We start from the raw sequence: 16,502 nt of genomic DNA, 5'->3' as shown, positions 1-16,502 counted from the left end.
TCAGCGCTCTGAGAATGACTTACATCATCCCAGGCATACCGCCCATGCCGCCCATATCAGGCATTCCGCCGCCTTCATTTTCATCCGGCTTATCTGCTACGACAGCTTCTGTAGTTAAGAACATTGCTGCAACAGATGCTGCGTTTTGAAGCGCGTAACGAGTTACCTTCGTTGGGTCTACGATACCTGCTTCAACCATGTTTACCCACTCGTCTGTTGCTGCATTGTAGCCGATGCCTACTTTTTCGCCTTTTAGACGCTCTACAATGATAGAACCTTCCAGTCCAGCGTTATGAACGATTTGACGAACCGGCTCTTCTAGTGCACGAAGTACGATGCTCGCACCAGTTGCTTCGTCGCCTTCTAAGCTGAGTTCACTTACTTTTCCGTGGATGTTCACAAGGGCAGTACCGCCACCAGGAACCATTCCTTCTTCTACACCTGCACGCGTAGAGTTCAGTGCATCTTCAATGCGAAGTTTACGTTCTTTCAATTCTGTTTCTGTAGCTGCACCAACTTTAACGACAGCAACACCGCCAGCTAATTTTGCCAGACGTTCTTGTAATTTTTCTTTATCGAAATCAGAAGTTGTTTCTTCTGCTTGTGCACGGATTTGTGCAACACGGCTGGAGATTGTTTCCGGATCTCCTGAGCCTTCTACGATTGTTGTATCATCTTTTGTTACGACAACTTTAGAAGCTCGTCCTAATTGTTCAATGCCTGTTGATTTAAGATCCAGTCCAAGGTCTTCTGTAATTACTTCTGCACCAGTCAGTACAGCGATATCTTCCAGCATTGCTTTACGGCGGTCACCGAATCCTGGAGCTTTCACAGCTACCGCATTGAATGTACCGCGTAATTTGTTTACTACTAAAGTAGCAAGTGCTTCGCCTTCAACATCTTCTGCAATCATAAGAAGTGGTTTGCCTTGTTGAACAACCTGTTCTAACACTGGCAACACTTCTTGGATATTTCCAATTTTCTTATCAGTAATCAAGATATATGGATCTTCTAATACGGCTTCCATTTTATCTTGGTCAGTAACCATATAAGGAGAAGAGTATCCGCGATCGAATTGCATCCCTTCTACTACTTCAAGCTCTGTGTTGAAGCCTTTTGATTCTTCAATGGTAATAACACCGTCATTGCCTACACGTTCCATTGCTTCTGCAATCAATTGGCCTACTTCATTATCACCTGAAGAAACAGCTGCAATTTGAGAAATTGCTTCTTTGCTTTCGATTGGCTGAGAAATCCCTTTTAATTCCTCAACAGCTAATGCTACTGCTTTTTCAATACCGCGGCGGATTCCAACTGGATTTGCGCCGGAAGTTACGTTTTTAAGTCCTTCACGGATCATTGCTTGAGCAAGTACAGTTGCTGTAGTTGTACCGTCACCTGCAACGTCATTTGTTTTAGATGCTACTTCGGATACAAGCTGTGCACCCATGTTTTCAAATGCATCTTCTAATTCGATTTCTTTTGCAATGGTTACGCCATCATTTGTAATTAATGGGGAACCGAATTTTTTATCCAGAACCACGTTGCGGCCTTTTGGTCCTAAGGTTACTTTTACTGCATCTGCTAAGGTGTCGACACCACGCAGCATTGCGCGTCGTGCGTCTTCACTAAATTTAATGTCTTTAGCCATGTTAATCTTCCTCCTTCAAATTGATTCACAGTTTCATTAAAGATTCATCGTATATTTTTGATTAGCCTACAATTGCTAAAATATCATTTTCACGAAGAATTAAGTATTCTGTACCTTCATATTTCACTTCAGTACCAGCAAATTTAGAGAAAATAATGCGGTCTCCTTCAGAAACTTCTAAAGCAACTTTTTCTCCATTTTCCACACGTCCAGATCCCACTGCAACTACTTCACCTTCTTGCGGTTTTTCCTTTGCAGAGTCTGGAAGTACGATTCCGCTTGCTGTTGTTTCTTCTTGTTCAACAAGTTTGATAACAACACGATCTCCTAATGGTTTAATCATGTAGAATTGCCTCCTTAATCCCAAATCATTTTATTTTTTATTAGCACTCTATATACTTGAGTGCTAACTCCAATTATTATAATAATTAATTCTTGGAAAAAATGCAAGCAGGATGATGAGGAATTTTTAGAAAAACTTGTATTCGTTTGATTTTTGAAGAAAACGCTATTTTTTACTTCCTGCTTATCATTTTAATCCTTCCTTATTTTCTTTTTCAAGGTTTCATGCATGATTTGATGTACTTTTGATTATAATTTTCAGTAACAGTTGTGTTAGAATATATCCTATGGCGATAATAGATGAAGGAGCGTTTTTATGACTCGAAGATATACATATGTCATTCTCACATATATCATTATGCAATTTTCTGTTTTACTTATGGCACCGCTGATTACATCCATATTTGGTTTGAATCTTGCGCTTGCCAGTATTTATTGGTCTGTCTTTAGCTTCACTCTTGGTCTTGTTATTGTTCTCTGGCTTTTAAAGCCTGATATGCAGGTCCGGGCTCATCCCGATGCTGTCGGTGTCGGCGGTATTATTGTCTGGTCTGTCCTGGGTATCATTATGGCGCTTCTTTCACAGGGGCTGGCTGCCACGATTGAAATGGAGCTATTTGGAATCGATCCCGGTTCAGAGAACACCCAAGGCATTATGAACATGGCTCGGGCTGTGCCAATCTTTGTTGTTCTTCCGGCAATTTTGGCGCCTATATTAGAAGAAATCATTTTCCGGAAAATTATATTTGGTTCGCTGTATAAAAAAATGAACTTTTTCTTTGCAGCTTTAATTTCTTCCCTTATCTTTGCCGTGATTCATACGGATTTTCTGCATATACTAGTATATGCTGCGATGGGCTTTGTTTTTGCATTCCTTTATGTACAGACAAAGCGAATTCTTGTACCTATCATTGTACATGCAGGGATGAATACCCTTGTCGTACTGGCTCAGCTTTCTTTAGATCCAGAAGAAATTCAAAGACAGCTTGACCAATTACAACTCATATTCTTTGGAGGTTAACATGCATCAGCCTTATTTAATAAAAGCCATTCTTTATGTATTATTCGGTGTTTTATTTATTTATGTCGGAGTTCTCAGCAAGGGGGATTCCGTCTGGGATACCGTACCCCTTATATTCGCCGGATTTGCAGCTTTAACCTTCTATGCCGGCTTCCGGATGCTGCGATTCTATTTTAAAGTGAAGAATAAAAAATAAAAAACTAGCTCTTAGGCAGGAAGCTTCTTAAATTTAGAAGTTCTGTGAAGAGCTAGTTTTTTGCAATTAGAAAAGGAGAAGTTTGTTTATGAAAATCACTGTAGAGATTCTATTCAGCTCCTACTCCTCTTCTAAAGAATAATGCTTCAAAAAGTATACAAGTGATTGCAATTCTACTGTTAAATCAATGTGATGGACGCGAATATAATTTGGAACGGTAATACGTGCCGGCGTGAAATTAAGAATACCTTTAATACCGAGCTCCACAAGGCGGTTCGCAGCGGCATCTGCTTCTTCTGCAGGTATTGTTAAAATAGCAACTTCAATTCCGCTTATTTTATCCTCTAATTCATTCACATGATAAACGGGAACACCGCCAACTTCCGTTCCTACCTTGGATTCATCCGTATCGAATGCCATCGTGATACGAATATTATTGTTCTTTAAAAAGTTATAATGCAAAAACGCAGTTCCCAGGTTTCCAACACCAATTAAAGCAACATTCGTTATCTCATGCTGGTCCAGTGTACTTTTAAAGAACCCTAATAAATACTCCACATTATATCCGTATCCTTTTTTCCCAAGCGCACCAAAATAGGAAAAGTCTCTGCGGATGGTGGCAGAATCTACTTTAACTGCCTCACTTAACTCTTTGGAAGATACGCGCATCTTTCCTTGCTGATATAAATTATTTAAAAATCGATAATATAAAGGCAAACGCTTAGCTGTTGCCTGCGGGATTTTATTTTGTTCCATTTGAAACGGCCTCTCTTCAGTTACTAAGTATAGGAAAACTTACATGTTAAATCATTTCATATCCCCTCTAAGGGTACTGCTATATTTTACATTGTAAGCCTTCTTTATTTTGTAAATAACGCATTTATTTAATAGTACACACTCTATTATATAATTTTAACAGAAATACAGCCAACATAGCGAACTTTATTATAATTTTATTGTAGCTTCTATTTGGATACGTTACACTAATAGAAGGTATACTTTCCTTTTACAGGATGGTTCAAGAAGACAGGATAAGCAATAACATGCTCTTCACCTTATTTTCATGTGCTTTTTGAACAGCTTTTTTTACGAGTCAGAAAGGATGGCAACGATGATTTTAATGCAACTAAACGGGATCTCTAAATCCTTTGGAGCAGAAGAGATTCTCGCTAATATAAAAATGGAAATAAAAGATAATGAACGGATTGCAATAGTCGGCCGGAATGGCGCCGGGAAATCAACACTTCTCAAAATCATGGCAGGGGAAATGCCTTATGACGGCGGCGAGATATTTCAGCCGAAAGACTTGACATTCGGCTACCTCTCACAGCATATGACGTTAGAGTCCGGAAAAACCATCTGGCAAGAGATGCTGGATGTATTTTCACCTCTGCTTGCCATGGAGAAAAAATTACGTGAACTGGAAGCACAGATGGCAGGCTCCTCCAATATGGAAGCATCTGATTACCAACAGCTGCTCGAAAAATATGACACGCTTCAAAATGAATATCAATTGAATGGCGGATATACGTATCAAGCGGAAATAAAGTCTGTGCTCACCGGATTGTCCTTTGGTGATTATGATTACGATACATTGATTACCGATTTAAGCGGCGGGCAGAAAACAAGACTGGCTCTCGGGAAGCTTCTACTGCAAAAACCGCAGCTGCTTATTCTTGATGAACCGACGAACCACTTAGATATTGACACACTTACATGGCTTGAAGGCTATTTAGTAAGCTATCCGGGTGCTATCATTATTGTTTCCCATGACCGCTACTTTTTAGACAAAACTGTATCAATTGTTTATGAAATTTCCAGACATCATTCTAAAAAGTTCCACGGAACTTACAGTAACTACTTAGCTCAAAAAGCGCTTGATTATGAGCAGGAGAAAAAAGAATTTGAAAAACAGCAGACAGAAATCAAACGGATGGAAGATTTTATTCAGCGTAATTTAGCACGCGCTTCTACGACGAAACGTGCCCAGAGCAGACGTAAAAAGCTTGAAAAAATAGAACGTCTTGACCATCCTGCCGGGGATGAATCCTCCGCATCTATTTCTTTCCAGGTGAACCGTCAGAGCGGAAATGATGTGTTAAAAATAAAAGATTTAACGTTTCAATATCCGGATACGGATCAGCCGATTTTTAAAAACATCACGCTGCATGCTAACCGGGGCGACCGTATCGCATTGGTAGGTCCAAACGGTGTCGGCAAAACCACCTTATTAAAAAATATTGTCGGCAAGTATCTGGCAAATCAAGGTGAAATCCAGCTCGGGACAAATGTTCAAATCGGCTACTACGACCAGGAACAGGCAAACCTTCACTCAAATAAAACTGTTCTGCAGGAGCTGTGGGATGATTATCCATTGATTAATGAGAAAGACATTCGCACAATCCTCGGGAATTTTCTATTCTCTGGCGAGGATGTCTTAAAACCTGTATCTGCCTTAAGCGGCGGTGAAAAATCAAGGCTTGCTCTGGCAAAATTAAAAATGCAAAAAGCAAATTTATTAATCCTTGATGAGCCGACAAACCATCTGGACATCGACAGCAAAGAAGTATTAGAAAGTGCTTTAATTGATTTTCCGGGAACGATTCTTTTTGTTTCCCATGACCGTTATTTTATTAATCGGATTGCGGATCAAGTTGCAGAAATGCAGGCAAACAGTGTGAAAATATATCTTGGCGACTATGATTATTATTTAGAAAAAAAAGCAGAGGAAGAGGAGCGGCGGCTGTTGCAGCTGCAAAATCAGCAGAAGGAAACAGAAGAGCCGGCAGCTTCAGCAAAAAAACGCAGCTTCCAGGAAGAAAAACAGCGGCAGCGCGAGGAACGCAAACGCAAACGGCGGATTGAAGAGCTGGAAACAAGCATTGAACAGCAGGAGGAAGCCATTGCAGCCATCGAACTGGAGATGACCAAGCCAGACGTATTTGATGATCATAAAAAGACAATGGAACTAACCGATAAATTATCTGCTTTAAAAGAAGAGTTGGATCATTTCATGGAGGAATGGGCAGAATTAGAAGAGAATTAAGCAATTGATATAATTTTCAGATTGTTGTATACTAAAAACAGGCAGAACCAATGCCTGTTTTTTTACTTAAATCAACATAGTAAACTATTCAATTTGATAAACGGAGGTTGTTATCCCGTGGCGATACCCATCGTTACTTTTTTAGTTTTCATTCTTGTCAGTTTGATGTACTATGCTATCAAAGAAACCATGCTGTCTCAATCAACCGCAGCAGAAGTACGTTCCCATTCCTTTCTTCGTTTCCTTCGCTTTGCCGTGATATTTATCGGCCTTTTCAGCAGTGTATGGCTTACTGCGGCTGTCACTCTTCCGCTTGGTCAGGCTTTCTTTCACTCGGTTTTACCTTTTTCACAAAATCTAAATGAGTTTATGATTCTCTTTGGCTCCAGTCTGCTTTTATTTGGCTTGTGGAGCAGCTTAGGATATCTTTTGCCAAAATGGCTGGCAAATCATCATCCTCAGCTTATTGCACAAGGATTATCCCGGCTGATGCCTCATACCTTTACGAATAAAATGAATGAGGAAGCAACATGGCCGGAAAATCAACAGGAAGCTCAAAATATTATCGAATTCAGCGGCAAAGATGTAGGAGAAATTGCAACGCATCGCACGGATTTAACCGTGCTGCAAATAGATGCAGCCATGGAAGAAGTATTTGCTGCTGTGCAAGAAACCGCATTTACAAGAATTCCTGTTTATGATGAAGATATTGACGAAATCGCTGGGATATTACATGTAAAAGATTTCTTTCGAAGTCTGAAATCAGGTGGATCTTCTGCTTTCTTTTCTCTTCATCATATTATTCGCCCTGCTGTATACGTCAGAATGAATCAAGAAATAGAGGACGTTTTTAAGGATATGAGGGAAAGAGATTACAGCATCGCCATTGTTCTCGATGAATTTGGAGGAACATTTGGGTTAATTACTTTGGAGGATATTATCAGAGACATAACGAAAGACTTATTAGGAGAACAGAAGCCAATGACAACAGAGTCAAAGGACATCCTGCCGCTTTCCGGTAATCGTTATCTGATTAATGGGTCGGTCAGCCTGTTTATATTAGAAGGAACACTTGGAATCACTTTTCCAATCGATACACCGCATCAGACGTTGAACAGCTTTTTATCGGAATTAATGAAACAGCAGCCTGACAGTCCAAACACGATACACTATAAACATCTATTATTTACTGTACATTCTGCAAAGGACAATCCTATTGAATCTGTGGTTGTTACAGTATATGATGAGGATTTGATGGGACAGCAATTTACCGGCTGATTTTATATAAAACAGAAAGAAGTGCTTGGAATACTATATCCAAGCACTTCTTTCTGTTTTAATTACATGTTCAAAATTTTGTTCCTGATGCCAACCTTTTTTGAACATCCTTTTATTTAAATAAATAGTCGTTCTGTATCGTTTCTTCCACAGCAACGCGATAAATGACCGCCATGCCCAGCATTGTCGACATCACCGAGCTTCCTCCGTAGCTTATCAGAAGCAAAGGAATCCCCGTAACTGGCATGATTCCTACTGTCATACCGATGTTTTGAAAGACGTGAACAAGCATCAAGCTCAAAAAACCAAAGCAGAAATAAGCTCCAAATGGCGAATGCTTATAAATATTTAAGCCGAGCGTTACCAGTTTATATAAAAGCATAAAATAAAGCAGAACAACAAAAGCGCTGCCGACAAAACCAAAGCTTTCTCCAATAACAGAGAAGATAAAATCAGTCTGGGCTTCCGGATAATTTACTTCCACGCTTCCTAACCCTTTACCAAATAACTGCCCTGACCCGAGCGCCATATGTGAGCGTTCAAAGTGATAATTAGCATCTGGTGACTGCTGTGACGGGTCAAACCACGTCATTACACGGTCAATTTGATACGGCTTTACTCCAATTGTTTCTTCCGCAAATCCCGGGAACTCAATGACAATAAATAAAGCACTGGCTATAACAGCAACTCCTACAATAATTAGAGAAAAAATGATTCTCCAATTAATCCCGGATAAAATAATCAGCATGCCGGCAATAAATAAATATACCATGGCCGTACCGAAATCCGGCTGCAGCATAATTAAAAATACCGGAATAGCTGTATACAGTAATAGCTTGCCAAGAAGCTGTATATCTGTCTTAAACGTACTTACTTCAAATTTTTCTTTATGTTTGCTGATGACTGCCGATAAAAATAAGATAGTTGATATCTTAACGAACTCTGCCGGCTGCAGCGTCAATCCTGGTATAAAGGTATACCAGCTTTTCGCACCGTTTATTTCTCTCGCAATAAAGTCTGGACTGATAGGGATAAGCGCCAGCAGCACAACCCCGCCTATATAAATATAGAGACTTGTTTTATATAACTGCTCTAAGTCTAAAAACTGAATAGCAGCAATCATACCGACTCCAATTGCGTAAAAGAGCATTTGCCGTATCAGAAAGTTTGTACTATATTGTTCCAGCTGCTGTGCATTATACACGGCCAGAAAGCTTATTATTGCGAAAGCAATCAATAATAAGATTAAATCGGTTTGAAAATAATAATTTTGTTTTTTATTCATCGGATTCCCACCAAATTTCTCCTGTCGCTACCCTTGATTTTCATGAGCCAACCTTACAAGATAAGCTGTTATCATTAATGATAATTTCAACATAATCCATTATGTTACATAAAAATCAATCTGCATTCTTGCAAATCACAAGCTTTCATTATTTACTATTTCTATTCTAACATTAAAGAAGGATTTGCGTTTAAATCAAGTGCTTCAAATTTTTCTTTTTCATACAAAATCGTTCCGGCCGCTGCAATCATAGCGGCGTTATCTGTACATAAATGAATCGGTGGAATGTACAATTCCGTATCTGTATGATTAAAACGATTTTTCAAGCTTTGCCGCAAGCCTTTATTCGCTGCAACACCGCCCGCAACAATGACCTGCTTCACCTTATATTCCTGTGCTGCCCGGTATGTTTTTTCAGTCAATACGTCAACCACACTTTGTTGAAAGCTCGCAGCAACATCTGCGGAATTAAGGGTTTCCCCACGTTGTTCAGCGTTATGGAGCGTATTGATAACTGCTGACTTTAAGCCGCTGAAGCTAAAGTCATAGCTCCCTTCCTCCAGCCACGCACGCGGGAAGTCAATCGTCGGCTCCCCTTCTGTGCTTAAACGGTCAATTTGCGGACCCCCTGGATAAGGAAGCTTCAGCATTCTGGCTACTTTATCGTAAGCTTCTCCAGCTGCATCATCTCTTGTTTCACCAATTAATTCATAATCATAATGATCTTTCATGATAACCAGCTCCGTATGCCCTCCAGAAACAATCAGGGCCAATAACGGAAAAGCAAATTCATTTTCTAAACGGTTCGCATAAATATGCCCGGCAATATGATGGACACCAATAAGCGGCTTATTTTTTGCAAAGGCAAGAGCTTTCGCAGCATTAACCCCGACAAGAAGGGCGCCTACTAAGCCCGGCCCTTCTGTGACTGCAATTGCATCGATATCCTCCCAGGTTACGTCCGCCTGATTCACTGCTTCCTCTAAAACCATCGTCATTTGCTCGACATGATGTCTGGAAGCTATTTCAGGAACCACACCGCCAAATCGCTTATGGCTTTCAATTTGGGAAGCAACCACATTTGAAAGTATTTCACGTCCATTCTTTACAATCGATGCAGCCGTTTCATCACAGCTTGTTTCTATACCTAATATCACTGTATCGTTTTTCATTTTAAATTCACCCACATTACAATAGCATCTTCAAAATTATCCGTGTAATAATGCTTTCTAATCCCGCCAGGTACAAGCCCGAATTTCTTATATAGAGATTGTGCAACGGTATTTGAAACACGAACCTCCAAGGAGAGACGCTCTACCCCGTTACCGGTCATAAATGTCGTAACATATCTAAATAGCTTTTCCCCGATTTTGCGCCCGCGCATATCGGGATGAACAGCAAAATTGGTAATCTGTCCATCTTCAAATACAACCCATGATCCAATATAGCCGACAATCCTGTCCTCCAGGCAGGCTACAAAATAATAAGCATGATCATTTTCACACAGCTCTTTATGAAAAATCTCTGCATCCCACGGTCCTGTAAAAGCAGCTTCTTCCACTTCCATTACTCCCGGAACATCCTCCAGATTCATCTGACGAATAACAAGCTCACTCATGAATCTGCTTGTTCCTTCTGCTGTTTTTGCCAATTTGCTTCTGCCTCAGCCAAACGAAGGTAGTTCGGAACGAGTGCATGTACAGAATCAGCTTCTCTTTCTCTTCCCAATAAAGCCAAGTGGGCTGCTCTCGGCAGCTGGAATGACGAATCAGCAATCACAGCCTTATCCTGTAAATGCTCTTTAATAACTTCTTTAAATGCATCGATATCCTGGCTTAAGAACAAGACATTTTCTCCTGTTTCTTTCAGCTTTGCCAGCCATTCTGTCATTAAAATATTTTCTTCTTCTATTACTGTTTCAAGCTTTCCATTTTTCCATCGATACGCCCCGGTATAAACTAAACCGCGTCTGGCATTAAAAAACGGACAAATGATTCCATCAAATAAAATCCCCTGGTAAGCGAATGCTTCCAAGCTCGAGACACCGATAACCGGTATATTTAACGCCCAGGCCATTGTTTTTGCTGTAGCCAGACCAATTCGAACGCCTGTAAAAGAACCAGGTCCTTTCGCAACGACAATCCGGTCTAATTCAGATGGAGTGATATGTACATCCTGCATCAGCTTTTCCACTGCCGGCATTAAACGTACGGAATGATTCTTAGCAATATTCGTAGTGATTTCACCGATTATTTGTTTATCTTCTAATAATGCCACACTTAAAACCTGATTGGAAGTATCCATCGCAAGTATTTTCATAAAAAAACTCCTAACTTAATGCTTTGACAACTTGTTCAAAATGCTCCCCGAAAGGAGTAAGTGTTATTTCACGCTGATCCGCATCTTCTGTATAATGCAGTTTGATATCCAGCCGTTCCTTTGGAAGAAAATCTTCAATAAAGCTTGCCCATTCAATCACAGTGACACCATCTCCAAAGAAATAGTCATCAAAACCGATATCCTCCATCGAATTTTCCAAACGATACACATCCATATGATAAAGCGGCAAACGCCCGCGGTATTCCTTTACAATTGTAAAAGTCGGACTGCTGATATTCCGCTTGATATCTAATCCCTGTGCCAGACCTTTTGTAAACGTCGTTTTCCCGACACCTAATTGGCCTTCAAGCGTCAAAACATCGTTCGGCTGTAATTTTTCCGCCAGCCGGTATGCAAAATCCTGTGTATCTTTTTCTGTTTTTAATAGCCTCTGCATCAACGCATTCACCTACTTTAAATGTGTATATCCACTTTTCATTAATTTTTTCGTCTCTCCATGCGTCTGAATGAGAACACATGCCTCTTCTGCTTCACAGACATAGCCAATCTGCTGGATAAGCGTATCTGTCTGGGCAGCAATTTCCTGTACTTCCGGCCAATGCACCTCTGATACAGTCCCTAGGAGCTCAAAGTCTTCTCCTCCTGACAGCTTCCAGTCATACTGCTGCTCTTTGGAAAACTGTTGAAAACTGTTAGAAACAGGAATTTTTTCTTCTATAATTGTAAGCTCTACATTGGAAGCCTCTGCTATTTCATTTGCTTCACTTGAAATGCCATCGCTTATATCATTTAAAGCCACGCGGTCTATCTCCCGTAATCCTAATGCCAATGCTACTCTCGGAGTCGGCAAGCGGTGACGTTCGATATAGTAATCCTTATCATCACATTTCTGCCCCTGCAACAGGATCTCTAACCCTGCTCTGGAATCTCCTAAGGTTCCAGTCGCAAAAACAATATCATTTGGCTCTGCATGGCTTCTGTATCTTGCTTTATTCTCTGGCACGTAACCCATTGCTGTAATCGAGATCATCAAACGTTCACTCGACACCGTATCTCCGCCAATCAAGTCCATTTGATACATCGATGCCAATTCATGCATTCCTTGATAAATCTCCTCTAACGCTGATTGTTTCCAGTTTTTCGGGATGCACATCGACACCAAATAAAAGGCAGGCTCTGCTCCCATAGCTGCTAAATCACTAATATTTGCAGCCAGTATACGATACCCAATATGAAAGGGGGCCATCGTTTCTAAGGAAAAATGGATATTTTCCACAAACGTATCTACCGTGGTGACAATATCAGATGTGCTGCGAAAAACAGCAGCATCGTCCCCGATTCCTTTAATCAATGCAGGTTGATTATATGTATTTGGTTTAATGGCGTTAATAAATGAAAATTCATCCATGCTATCACCAATTCCTTTATTTTCTACTATTTATCATAGCAAATCAACAGCAAAAAATAAAAATTTATGTCATGCAAATCAGTGTAATTTATTCCGACGGCACGTTTTCCTTATTTTCAAATACCTAAGCATGCTTGCTTCATTTATGGCATTAAAAAAACACATGTTTCTCATCGGAAACCATGTGTTGCTGATTACTATTTTTTTTAAATCATGGCGGTCCGGACGGGACTCGAACCCGCGACCTCCTGCGTGACAGGCAGGCATTCTAACCAACTGAACTACCGGACCTAAGTATGTACTCTCTCTTATCCAGTACTTCGATGGTGAATCTGGATCTTATTTGGTTGCGGGGGCAGGATTTGAACCTGCGACCTTTGGGTTATGAGCCCAACGAGCTGCCAGACTGCTCCACCCCGCGATGTGAATAATTAATTTTTTCAATGCCTTTATTTAAGGACAAGATTTATTATATCTCTTTTTAGAGAATAATGCAATACCTTTTTAAAACTTTTTCATATTTATTTGCTTATCTATAAGTTAAACCAACATAATCATTATCTATAACTATTTTGGAGAATGATTACATATTGTTTACAAGCTGAAGATAGGTTTTCTTTAAAACAGCTATTATCATTCAAAGCAGCATCTGATATAATTTGTTAATATGTGACATTTTCAGTCTCAAAAAGTATTAAATAAGAAATAAGGAGATTATTGAATTGACTTTATTAACCCTTTTTATTCTGATTTTGCTAATCATACTTCCACTTATTGCATATGCTTTTTTCACAGTCTATAAAGAAAAAAAGCTTAGATTACGTTCTTATTATTTAATAGAAGCTATGATTATTATACTGCTAACAACGACGGGCCATATATATTATTATTATGTTTATAATTTGAATATTTTACCAGATACAAAAAATTTAAATACGATGATTTTTATCCTGTTAGGCGTTACGGTTATCCTGTATATTTTTGACAGTATTTTCAGCAGAGTTAAAAATACGCAAAAAGTATCTGTTCAAATAACCGCTATTTTCTTTCTCATCTTATTACTCTTTCTCACTTGGATAATTCCTTTAGGACATAAATATTTATATGTGAACAGGCTGGATACAAAAGAAGAATTATTTGCAAACCCAAATGCAAAAAGAGTAATGATAGATGAAGATAAGAATATGATGGTAGCACTCGTTGACTCATCATACGACCCATTAACGCGGCCACGTACCGGCAGATCATATGATAATTATTTTTACATAAGAAATAATGGCAGCACTCCATATAACGGAAATATTTATTTAACACTGTTTAATGAAGATAATGAAACTACCGATGTAAAATTGTTTGAAGATGTAACAGTTGGTCCAAATTCTGAACAGCTCCTTATCGAAACAAGAAAAAATTCATTTCAGGCCAGTGAGTGGAACGAGCAGTCGTTTACTACAAAGCAAAAGGTTGAAACCTTTGAGACAGTGATATCAGGCAAATAAATACATCTGATAATACTTGAAAGATTAATATGTATAAGAAAAACGCTTATTTTGTCTATTAGATTAGACAAAATAAGCGTTTTTCAGAGCATGTTATCGACCTGACTCCAGTACGGAAAAGAAATTGATATTTTTTATATTCTTTTACCAGTCTCTTTTATTAATGCACATATTTTTTTATAATCAGTGTCTGTACAACCATAAACATTCCGCCGACAGCCCAGTACAAAGGTAGCGCTGCAGGTGCATTTAAGGAGACCACTCCAATCATAATCGGAGATATAAAGCTCATAACTGCCATTTGCTTTCGCTGAACTTCATCCATACCAATCAGACTCACTCTTGCTTGAAGATAATAAATAAGTACAGCAAAAACAACAAATAAAATATCTGTTTCTCCTAAACTAAACCATAGAAAGGAGTGCTCAGCTATTTCCGGAGTCCGCATAATAGCATAATAAAATCCCAGAAGAATAGGCATCTGAATGATTAGCGGTAAACATCCTACAGCCATCTTTACCGGGTTAAAATCATGCTTTTTATAAACTTCACTAAGCTCTCTCTGCATACTTAGCTGATCTTCTGTACTGCTCTTTCCTTTATATTTCTTTTGAATCTCGTCCATCTCAGGCTTCATAACTGCCATTTTCTTTTGCGAGTCTTTACTATTCTTTGACTGGCGAATAAAGAACGGCATTAACACAAATCGGATAATAATTGTAATCAATACAATAGCAATCCCATAACTGCCCTGAAATAAAGAAGCAATCTGCTTTATCAACAGAGAAAAGGGATATACAAAATAATGCTCAAAAAACCCTGTTGATGAACTGTCAATAGGTGCGTTATTCCCTCCGCACCCCGCAAGTACAAAGACAAGCAATAGTACTAAAATGAAAAGTCTATATTTCTTAAAGGCTGTGAGTAAGCCATGTTTTTCCATAATTCTCCTCCTCTTATTTTAAACTCATTTTTAAAATAAGAGGATACATTATCCATTTTATCATCTTTTTGGTCGACTCTTTTAAATGTGATGATGAGCCAAATCAGAAAGGGTTCATTAATAATTAAGGTCTTTCCCATTTGGTTCATATTAATTTTAATATTGCGATGCTTACTGCCAAAAGAGTATTCATAGATAATTGGATTATTATGATGCAGATTAACAAAATACATAATTCCCATTGTCATTAAAATAACACCAAAATACATATAAAAGATGGAAGAATCTATCAACGCATTATTAAACAATTCCAATAACATACTTACTCACCTCCTTCACATATTAATGTTTAAGCTGATTATAATTATATCAAAAAAACAAACAATTTCCTATCTGCAGCTACTTACAGAACTAGGGAGTTTATTATTGGTTTCTTTTTTGTATTGCTTCAGTCAATAGAGTAAAATAATAAAAAGAATACTGGACTACACTCACATAAAAGGAGTTGACAGGCTATGACAGGATATATTGCATTATTACGAGGTATTAATGCAGGCGGAAAAAATAAGATGAAGATGGCGGAATTGCGAGAATCTCTTACAGCAATAGGTTTAGAAAATGTTCGAACATATATACAGAGCGGAAATATCTTATTTCAATCCAATAAACAGAAAAAAATACTTAAAGAGGAAATAGAATATAAAATAATGCAAGATTATCAACTTTCCATTCCTGTGATTTTGAGAACCTCCGAAGAATGGGAACAGATAATGAAAGCTTGTCCCTTCTCTGCAGAAGAGATCACAAAAGCTGAAGCAGATTCTATAGGAGAGAGTCTCTATGTAGCTTTTTTTCCAAGCAATCCGTCGAAAGATAATTTAGTAAGTTTACAAAAATTCCAAAATGAAAAAGAAAAATATCATATTCAAAACAAAGAAATCTATCTTCTATTTTTTGATAGTATCCGCAACTCTAAACTGACAAATCAACTTCAGAAACTGGATATTCAATCTACAACTCGTAATTGGAAAACAGTCAATAAATTGGCGGCACTGTCCAAAGCAACGGAATAAAGGGACTAGGGTTAAAAATATTTAAACTTGATAAACTTCGAAATATCGATTATACGAGTAATTGCAACACCTTTAGAAAGTCAGGCAAGCTCAGATATATACTGAACTTGCCTTTAGTGTATCCATGTTTACTTATCCAAAAAAAAAGAGCTAAGCATGATGCTTAACTCTTTTTCAATATGCCTGGCAACGTCCTACTCTCGCAGGGGGAAGCCCCCAACTACCATTGGCGCTGAAGAACTTAACTTCTGTGTTCGGCATGGGAACAGGTGTGACCTCTTCGCTCTCGCCACCAGACAATAAAATATGTAACTTGAAGATGTTTCCTGAAAAACAAGGACAAGTTATATTATATGCATTTTAGAATAAAAATGCAACACTTTTTTTCAAGAATTTGCACCCTGAAAACTAAATAAGAGT

General features: G+C 38.7%; 17 protein-coding genes, 2 tRNA genes and 1 rRNA gene. 6 read left to right on the top strand and 14 right to left on the bottom strand.

Going from position 1 to position 16,502, the window contains the following annotated elements; all coding sequences use genetic code 11:
• Positions 1-19 precede the first annotated feature (19 nt).
• Entirely contained in the window at positions 20-1,651 is a 1,632-nt protein-coding gene (gene groL, locus MKX55_RS06005) for a chaperonin GroEL (RefSeq protein ID WP_339236789.1), read from the bottom strand.
• Between the two features lie 61 nt (positions 1,652-1,712).
• Positions 1,713-1,994 (bottom strand): co-chaperone GroES, encoded by a 282-nt coding sequence (groES, locus tag MKX55_RS06000; RefSeq protein WP_040983890.1) that lies wholly within the window; start codon positions 1,992-1,994, stop codon positions 1,713-1,715.
• Positions 1,995-2,309: 315 nt separating this feature from the next.
• Between groES and MKX55_RS05995 the strand changes: the two genes are divergently transcribed.
• Positions 2,310-3,014 carry a type II CAAX endopeptidase family protein gene (locus MKX55_RS05995; protein ID WP_339236786.1) on the top strand — a complete coding sequence of 235 codons (705 nt, stop codon included), beginning with the start codon at positions 2,310-2,312 and terminating at the stop codon, positions 3,012-3,014.
• A 1-nt stretch (position 3,015) separates the two neighbouring features.
• Positions 3,016-3,210 (top strand): DUF4305 domain-containing protein, encoded by a 195-nt coding sequence (locus MKX55_RS05990; RefSeq protein ID WP_339236784.1) that lies wholly within the window; start codon positions 3,016-3,018, stop codon positions 3,208-3,210.
• A gap of 120 nt (positions 3,211-3,330) precedes the next feature.
• Here MKX55_RS05990 and MKX55_RS05985 read toward each other — a convergent pair whose 3' ends face one another.
• Positions 3,331-3,966, bottom strand: a complete 636-nt coding sequence (locus tag MKX55_RS05985) for a redox-sensing transcriptional repressor Rex (RefSeq protein ID WP_339183218.1) — start codon at positions 3,964-3,966, stop codon at positions 3,331-3,333.
• 355 nt (positions 3,967-4,321) lie between these two features.
• On the opposite strand from MKX55_RS05985, the gene MKX55_RS05980 reads away from it, so the two are divergent.
• Together MKX55_RS05980 and MKX55_RS05975 are read left to right on the top strand one after the other, a co-directional pair.
• Positions 4,322-6,256 (top strand): ABC-F family ATP-binding cassette domain-containing protein, encoded by a 1,935-nt coding sequence (locus MKX55_RS05980; protein ID WP_339238434.1) that lies wholly within the window; start codon positions 4,322-4,324, stop codon positions 6,254-6,256.
• Between the two features lie 117 nt (positions 6,257-6,373).
• Complete coding sequence (locus MKX55_RS05975; RefSeq protein ID WP_339236781.1) at positions 6,374-7,534, top strand: CBS domain-containing protein; 1,161 nt, start codon at positions 6,374-6,376, stop codon at positions 7,532-7,534.
• Between the two features lie 112 nt (positions 7,535-7,646).
• On the opposite strand, the gene MKX55_RS05970 is transcribed toward MKX55_RS05975, so the two are convergent.
• From MKX55_RS05970 to MKX55_RS05935, 8 genes are all read right to left on the bottom strand, one after another.
• Positions 7,647-8,819 (bottom strand): FtsW/RodA/SpoVE family cell cycle protein, encoded by a 1,173-nt coding sequence (locus MKX55_RS05970; RefSeq protein ID WP_193065295.1) that lies wholly within the window; start codon positions 8,817-8,819, stop codon positions 7,647-7,649.
• 161 nt (positions 8,820-8,980) lie between these two features.
• The gene (gene tsaD / locus MKX55_RS05965) at positions 8,981-9,991 is read right to left on the bottom strand and encodes a tRNA (adenosine(37)-N6)-threonylcarbamoyltransferase complex transferase subunit TsaD (RefSeq protein WP_339236778.1); all 1,011 of its coding nucleotides are present in this window, start codon (positions 9,989-9,991) and stop codon (positions 8,981-8,983) included.
• The gene (gene rimI, locus MKX55_RS05960; protein WP_332094330.1) at positions 9,988-10,470 is read right to left on the bottom strand and encodes a ribosomal protein S18-alanine N-acetyltransferase; all 483 of its coding nucleotides are present in this window, start codon (positions 10,468-10,470) and stop codon (positions 9,988-9,990) included. Before rimI ends, tsaD begins: the two co-directional genes overlap by 4 nt.
• A complete protein-coding gene (tsaB, locus tag MKX55_RS05955) occupies positions 10,434-11,138 on the bottom strand; it encodes a tRNA (adenosine(37)-N6)-threonylcarbamoyltransferase complex dimerization subunit type 1 TsaB (RefSeq protein ID WP_339236775.1) in 705 nt (234 codons plus the stop codon). Before tsaB ends, rimI begins: the two co-directional genes overlap by 37 nt.
• Before the next feature lie 10 nt (positions 11,139-11,148).
• Positions 11,149-11,595, bottom strand: a complete 447-nt coding sequence (tsaE, locus tag MKX55_RS05950; protein ID WP_193065292.1) for a tRNA (adenosine(37)-N6)-threonylcarbamoyltransferase complex ATPase subunit type 1 TsaE — start codon at positions 11,593-11,595, stop codon at positions 11,149-11,151.
• Between the two features lie 12 nt (positions 11,596-11,607).
• Positions 11,608-12,567 (bottom strand): thiamine-phosphate kinase, encoded by a 960-nt coding sequence (gene thiL, locus MKX55_RS05945; protein WP_339236773.1) that lies wholly within the window; start codon positions 12,565-12,567, stop codon positions 11,608-11,610.
• 214 nt (positions 12,568-12,781) lie between these two features.
• Positions 12,782-12,858, bottom strand: a tRNA-Asp gene (locus MKX55_RS05940).
• A gap of 53 nt (positions 12,859-12,911) precedes the next feature.
• A tRNA-Met gene (locus MKX55_RS05935) sits at positions 12,912-12,988 on the bottom strand.
• A gap of 301 nt (positions 12,989-13,289) precedes the next feature.
• On the opposite strand from MKX55_RS05935, the gene MKX55_RS05930 reads away from it, so the two are divergent.
• Entirely contained in the window at positions 13,290-14,066 is a 777-nt protein-coding gene (locus MKX55_RS05930) for a hypothetical protein (RefSeq protein ID WP_339236770.1), read from the top strand.
• Between the two features lie 160 nt (positions 14,067-14,226).
• On the opposite strand, the gene yidC is transcribed toward MKX55_RS05930, so the two are convergent.
• Both yidC and MKX55_RS05920 read right to left on the bottom strand, forming a co-directional pair.
• A complete protein-coding gene (yidC, locus tag MKX55_RS05925; RefSeq protein ID WP_339236768.1) occupies positions 14,227-15,009 on the bottom strand; it encodes a membrane protein insertase YidC in 783 nt (260 codons plus the stop codon).
• Positions 14,955-15,329, bottom strand: a complete 375-nt coding sequence (locus MKX55_RS05920; protein ID WP_339183202.1) for a hypothetical protein — start codon at positions 15,327-15,329, stop codon at positions 14,955-14,957. The genes yidC and MKX55_RS05920 overlap by 55 nt, the downstream gene beginning before the upstream one ends.
• A 195-nt stretch (positions 15,330-15,524) precedes the next feature.
• Here MKX55_RS05920 and MKX55_RS05915 point away from each other — a divergent pair, with 195 nt between their 5' ends.
• The gene (locus tag MKX55_RS05915; protein ID WP_339236766.1) at positions 15,525-16,082 is read left to right on the top strand and encodes a DUF1697 domain-containing protein; all 558 of its coding nucleotides are present in this window, start codon (positions 15,525-15,527) and stop codon (positions 16,080-16,082) included.
• Positions 16,083-16,263: 181 nt separating this feature from the next.
• Here MKX55_RS05915 and rrf read toward each other — a convergent pair.
• Positions 16,264-16,379 (bottom strand): 5S ribosomal RNA (gene rrf / locus MKX55_RS05910).
• Positions 16,380-16,502: the final 123 nt, after the last annotated feature.

Source organism: Oceanobacillus sp. FSL W7-1281, assembly GCF_037969835.1.
Lineage (GTDB): Bacteria > Bacillota > Bacilli > Bacillales > Amphibacillaceae > Oceanobacillus > Oceanobacillus oncorhynchi.
This window is presented reverse-complemented; position numbering and strand designations above follow the sequence as displayed.

Excerpts from the sequence above, each read along its gene's own strand:
- groL (WP_339236789.1), bottom strand. The coding sequence starts at position 1,651 with ATGGCTAAAGACATTAAATTTAGTGAAGACGCACGACGCGCAATGCTG.
- groES (WP_040983890.1), bottom strand. The coding sequence starts at position 1,994 with ATGATTAAACCATTAGGAGATCGTGTTGTTATCAAACTTGTTGAACAA.
- MKX55_RS05995 (WP_339236786.1), top strand. The coding sequence starts at position 2,310 with ATGACTCGAAGATATACATATGTCATTCTCACATATATCATTATGCAA.
- MKX55_RS05990 (WP_339236784.1), top strand. The coding sequence starts at position 3,016 with ATGCATCAGCCTTATTTAATAAAAGCCATTCTTTATGTATTATTCGGT.
- MKX55_RS05985 (WP_339183218.1), bottom strand. The coding sequence starts at position 3,966 with ATGGAACAAAATAAAATCCCGCAGGCAACAGCTAAGCGTTTGCCTTTA.
- MKX55_RS05980 (WP_339238434.1), top strand. The coding sequence starts at position 4,322 with ATGATTTTAATGCAACTAAACGGGATCTCTAAATCCTTTGGAGCAGAA.
- MKX55_RS05970 (WP_193065295.1), bottom strand. The coding sequence starts at position 8,819 with ATGAATAAAAAACAAAATTATTATTTTCAAACCGATTTAATCTTATTA.
- tsaD (WP_339236778.1), bottom strand. The coding sequence starts at position 9,991 with ATGAAAAACGATACAGTGATATTAGGTATAGAAACAAGCTGTGATGAA.
- tsaB (WP_339236775.1), bottom strand. The coding sequence starts at position 11,138 with ATGAAAATACTTGCGATGGATACTTCCAATCAGGTTTTAAGTGTGGCA.
- tsaE (WP_193065292.1), bottom strand. The coding sequence starts at position 11,595 with ATGCAGAGGCTATTAAAAACAGAAAAAGATACACAGGATTTTGCATAC.
- thiL (WP_339236773.1), bottom strand. The coding sequence starts at position 12,567 with ATGGATGAATTTTCATTTATTAACGCCATTAAACCAAATACATATAAT.
- yidC (WP_339236768.1), bottom strand. The coding sequence starts at position 15,009 with ATGGAAAAACATGGCTTACTCACAGCCTTTAAGAAATATAGACTTTTC.
- MKX55_RS05920 (WP_339183202.1), bottom strand. The coding sequence starts at position 15,329 with ATGTTATTGGAATTGTTTAATAATGCGTTGATAGATTCTTCCATCTTT.
- MKX55_RS05915 (WP_339236766.1), top strand. The coding sequence starts at position 15,525 with ATGACAGGATATATTGCATTATTACGAGGTATTAATGCAGGCGGAAAA.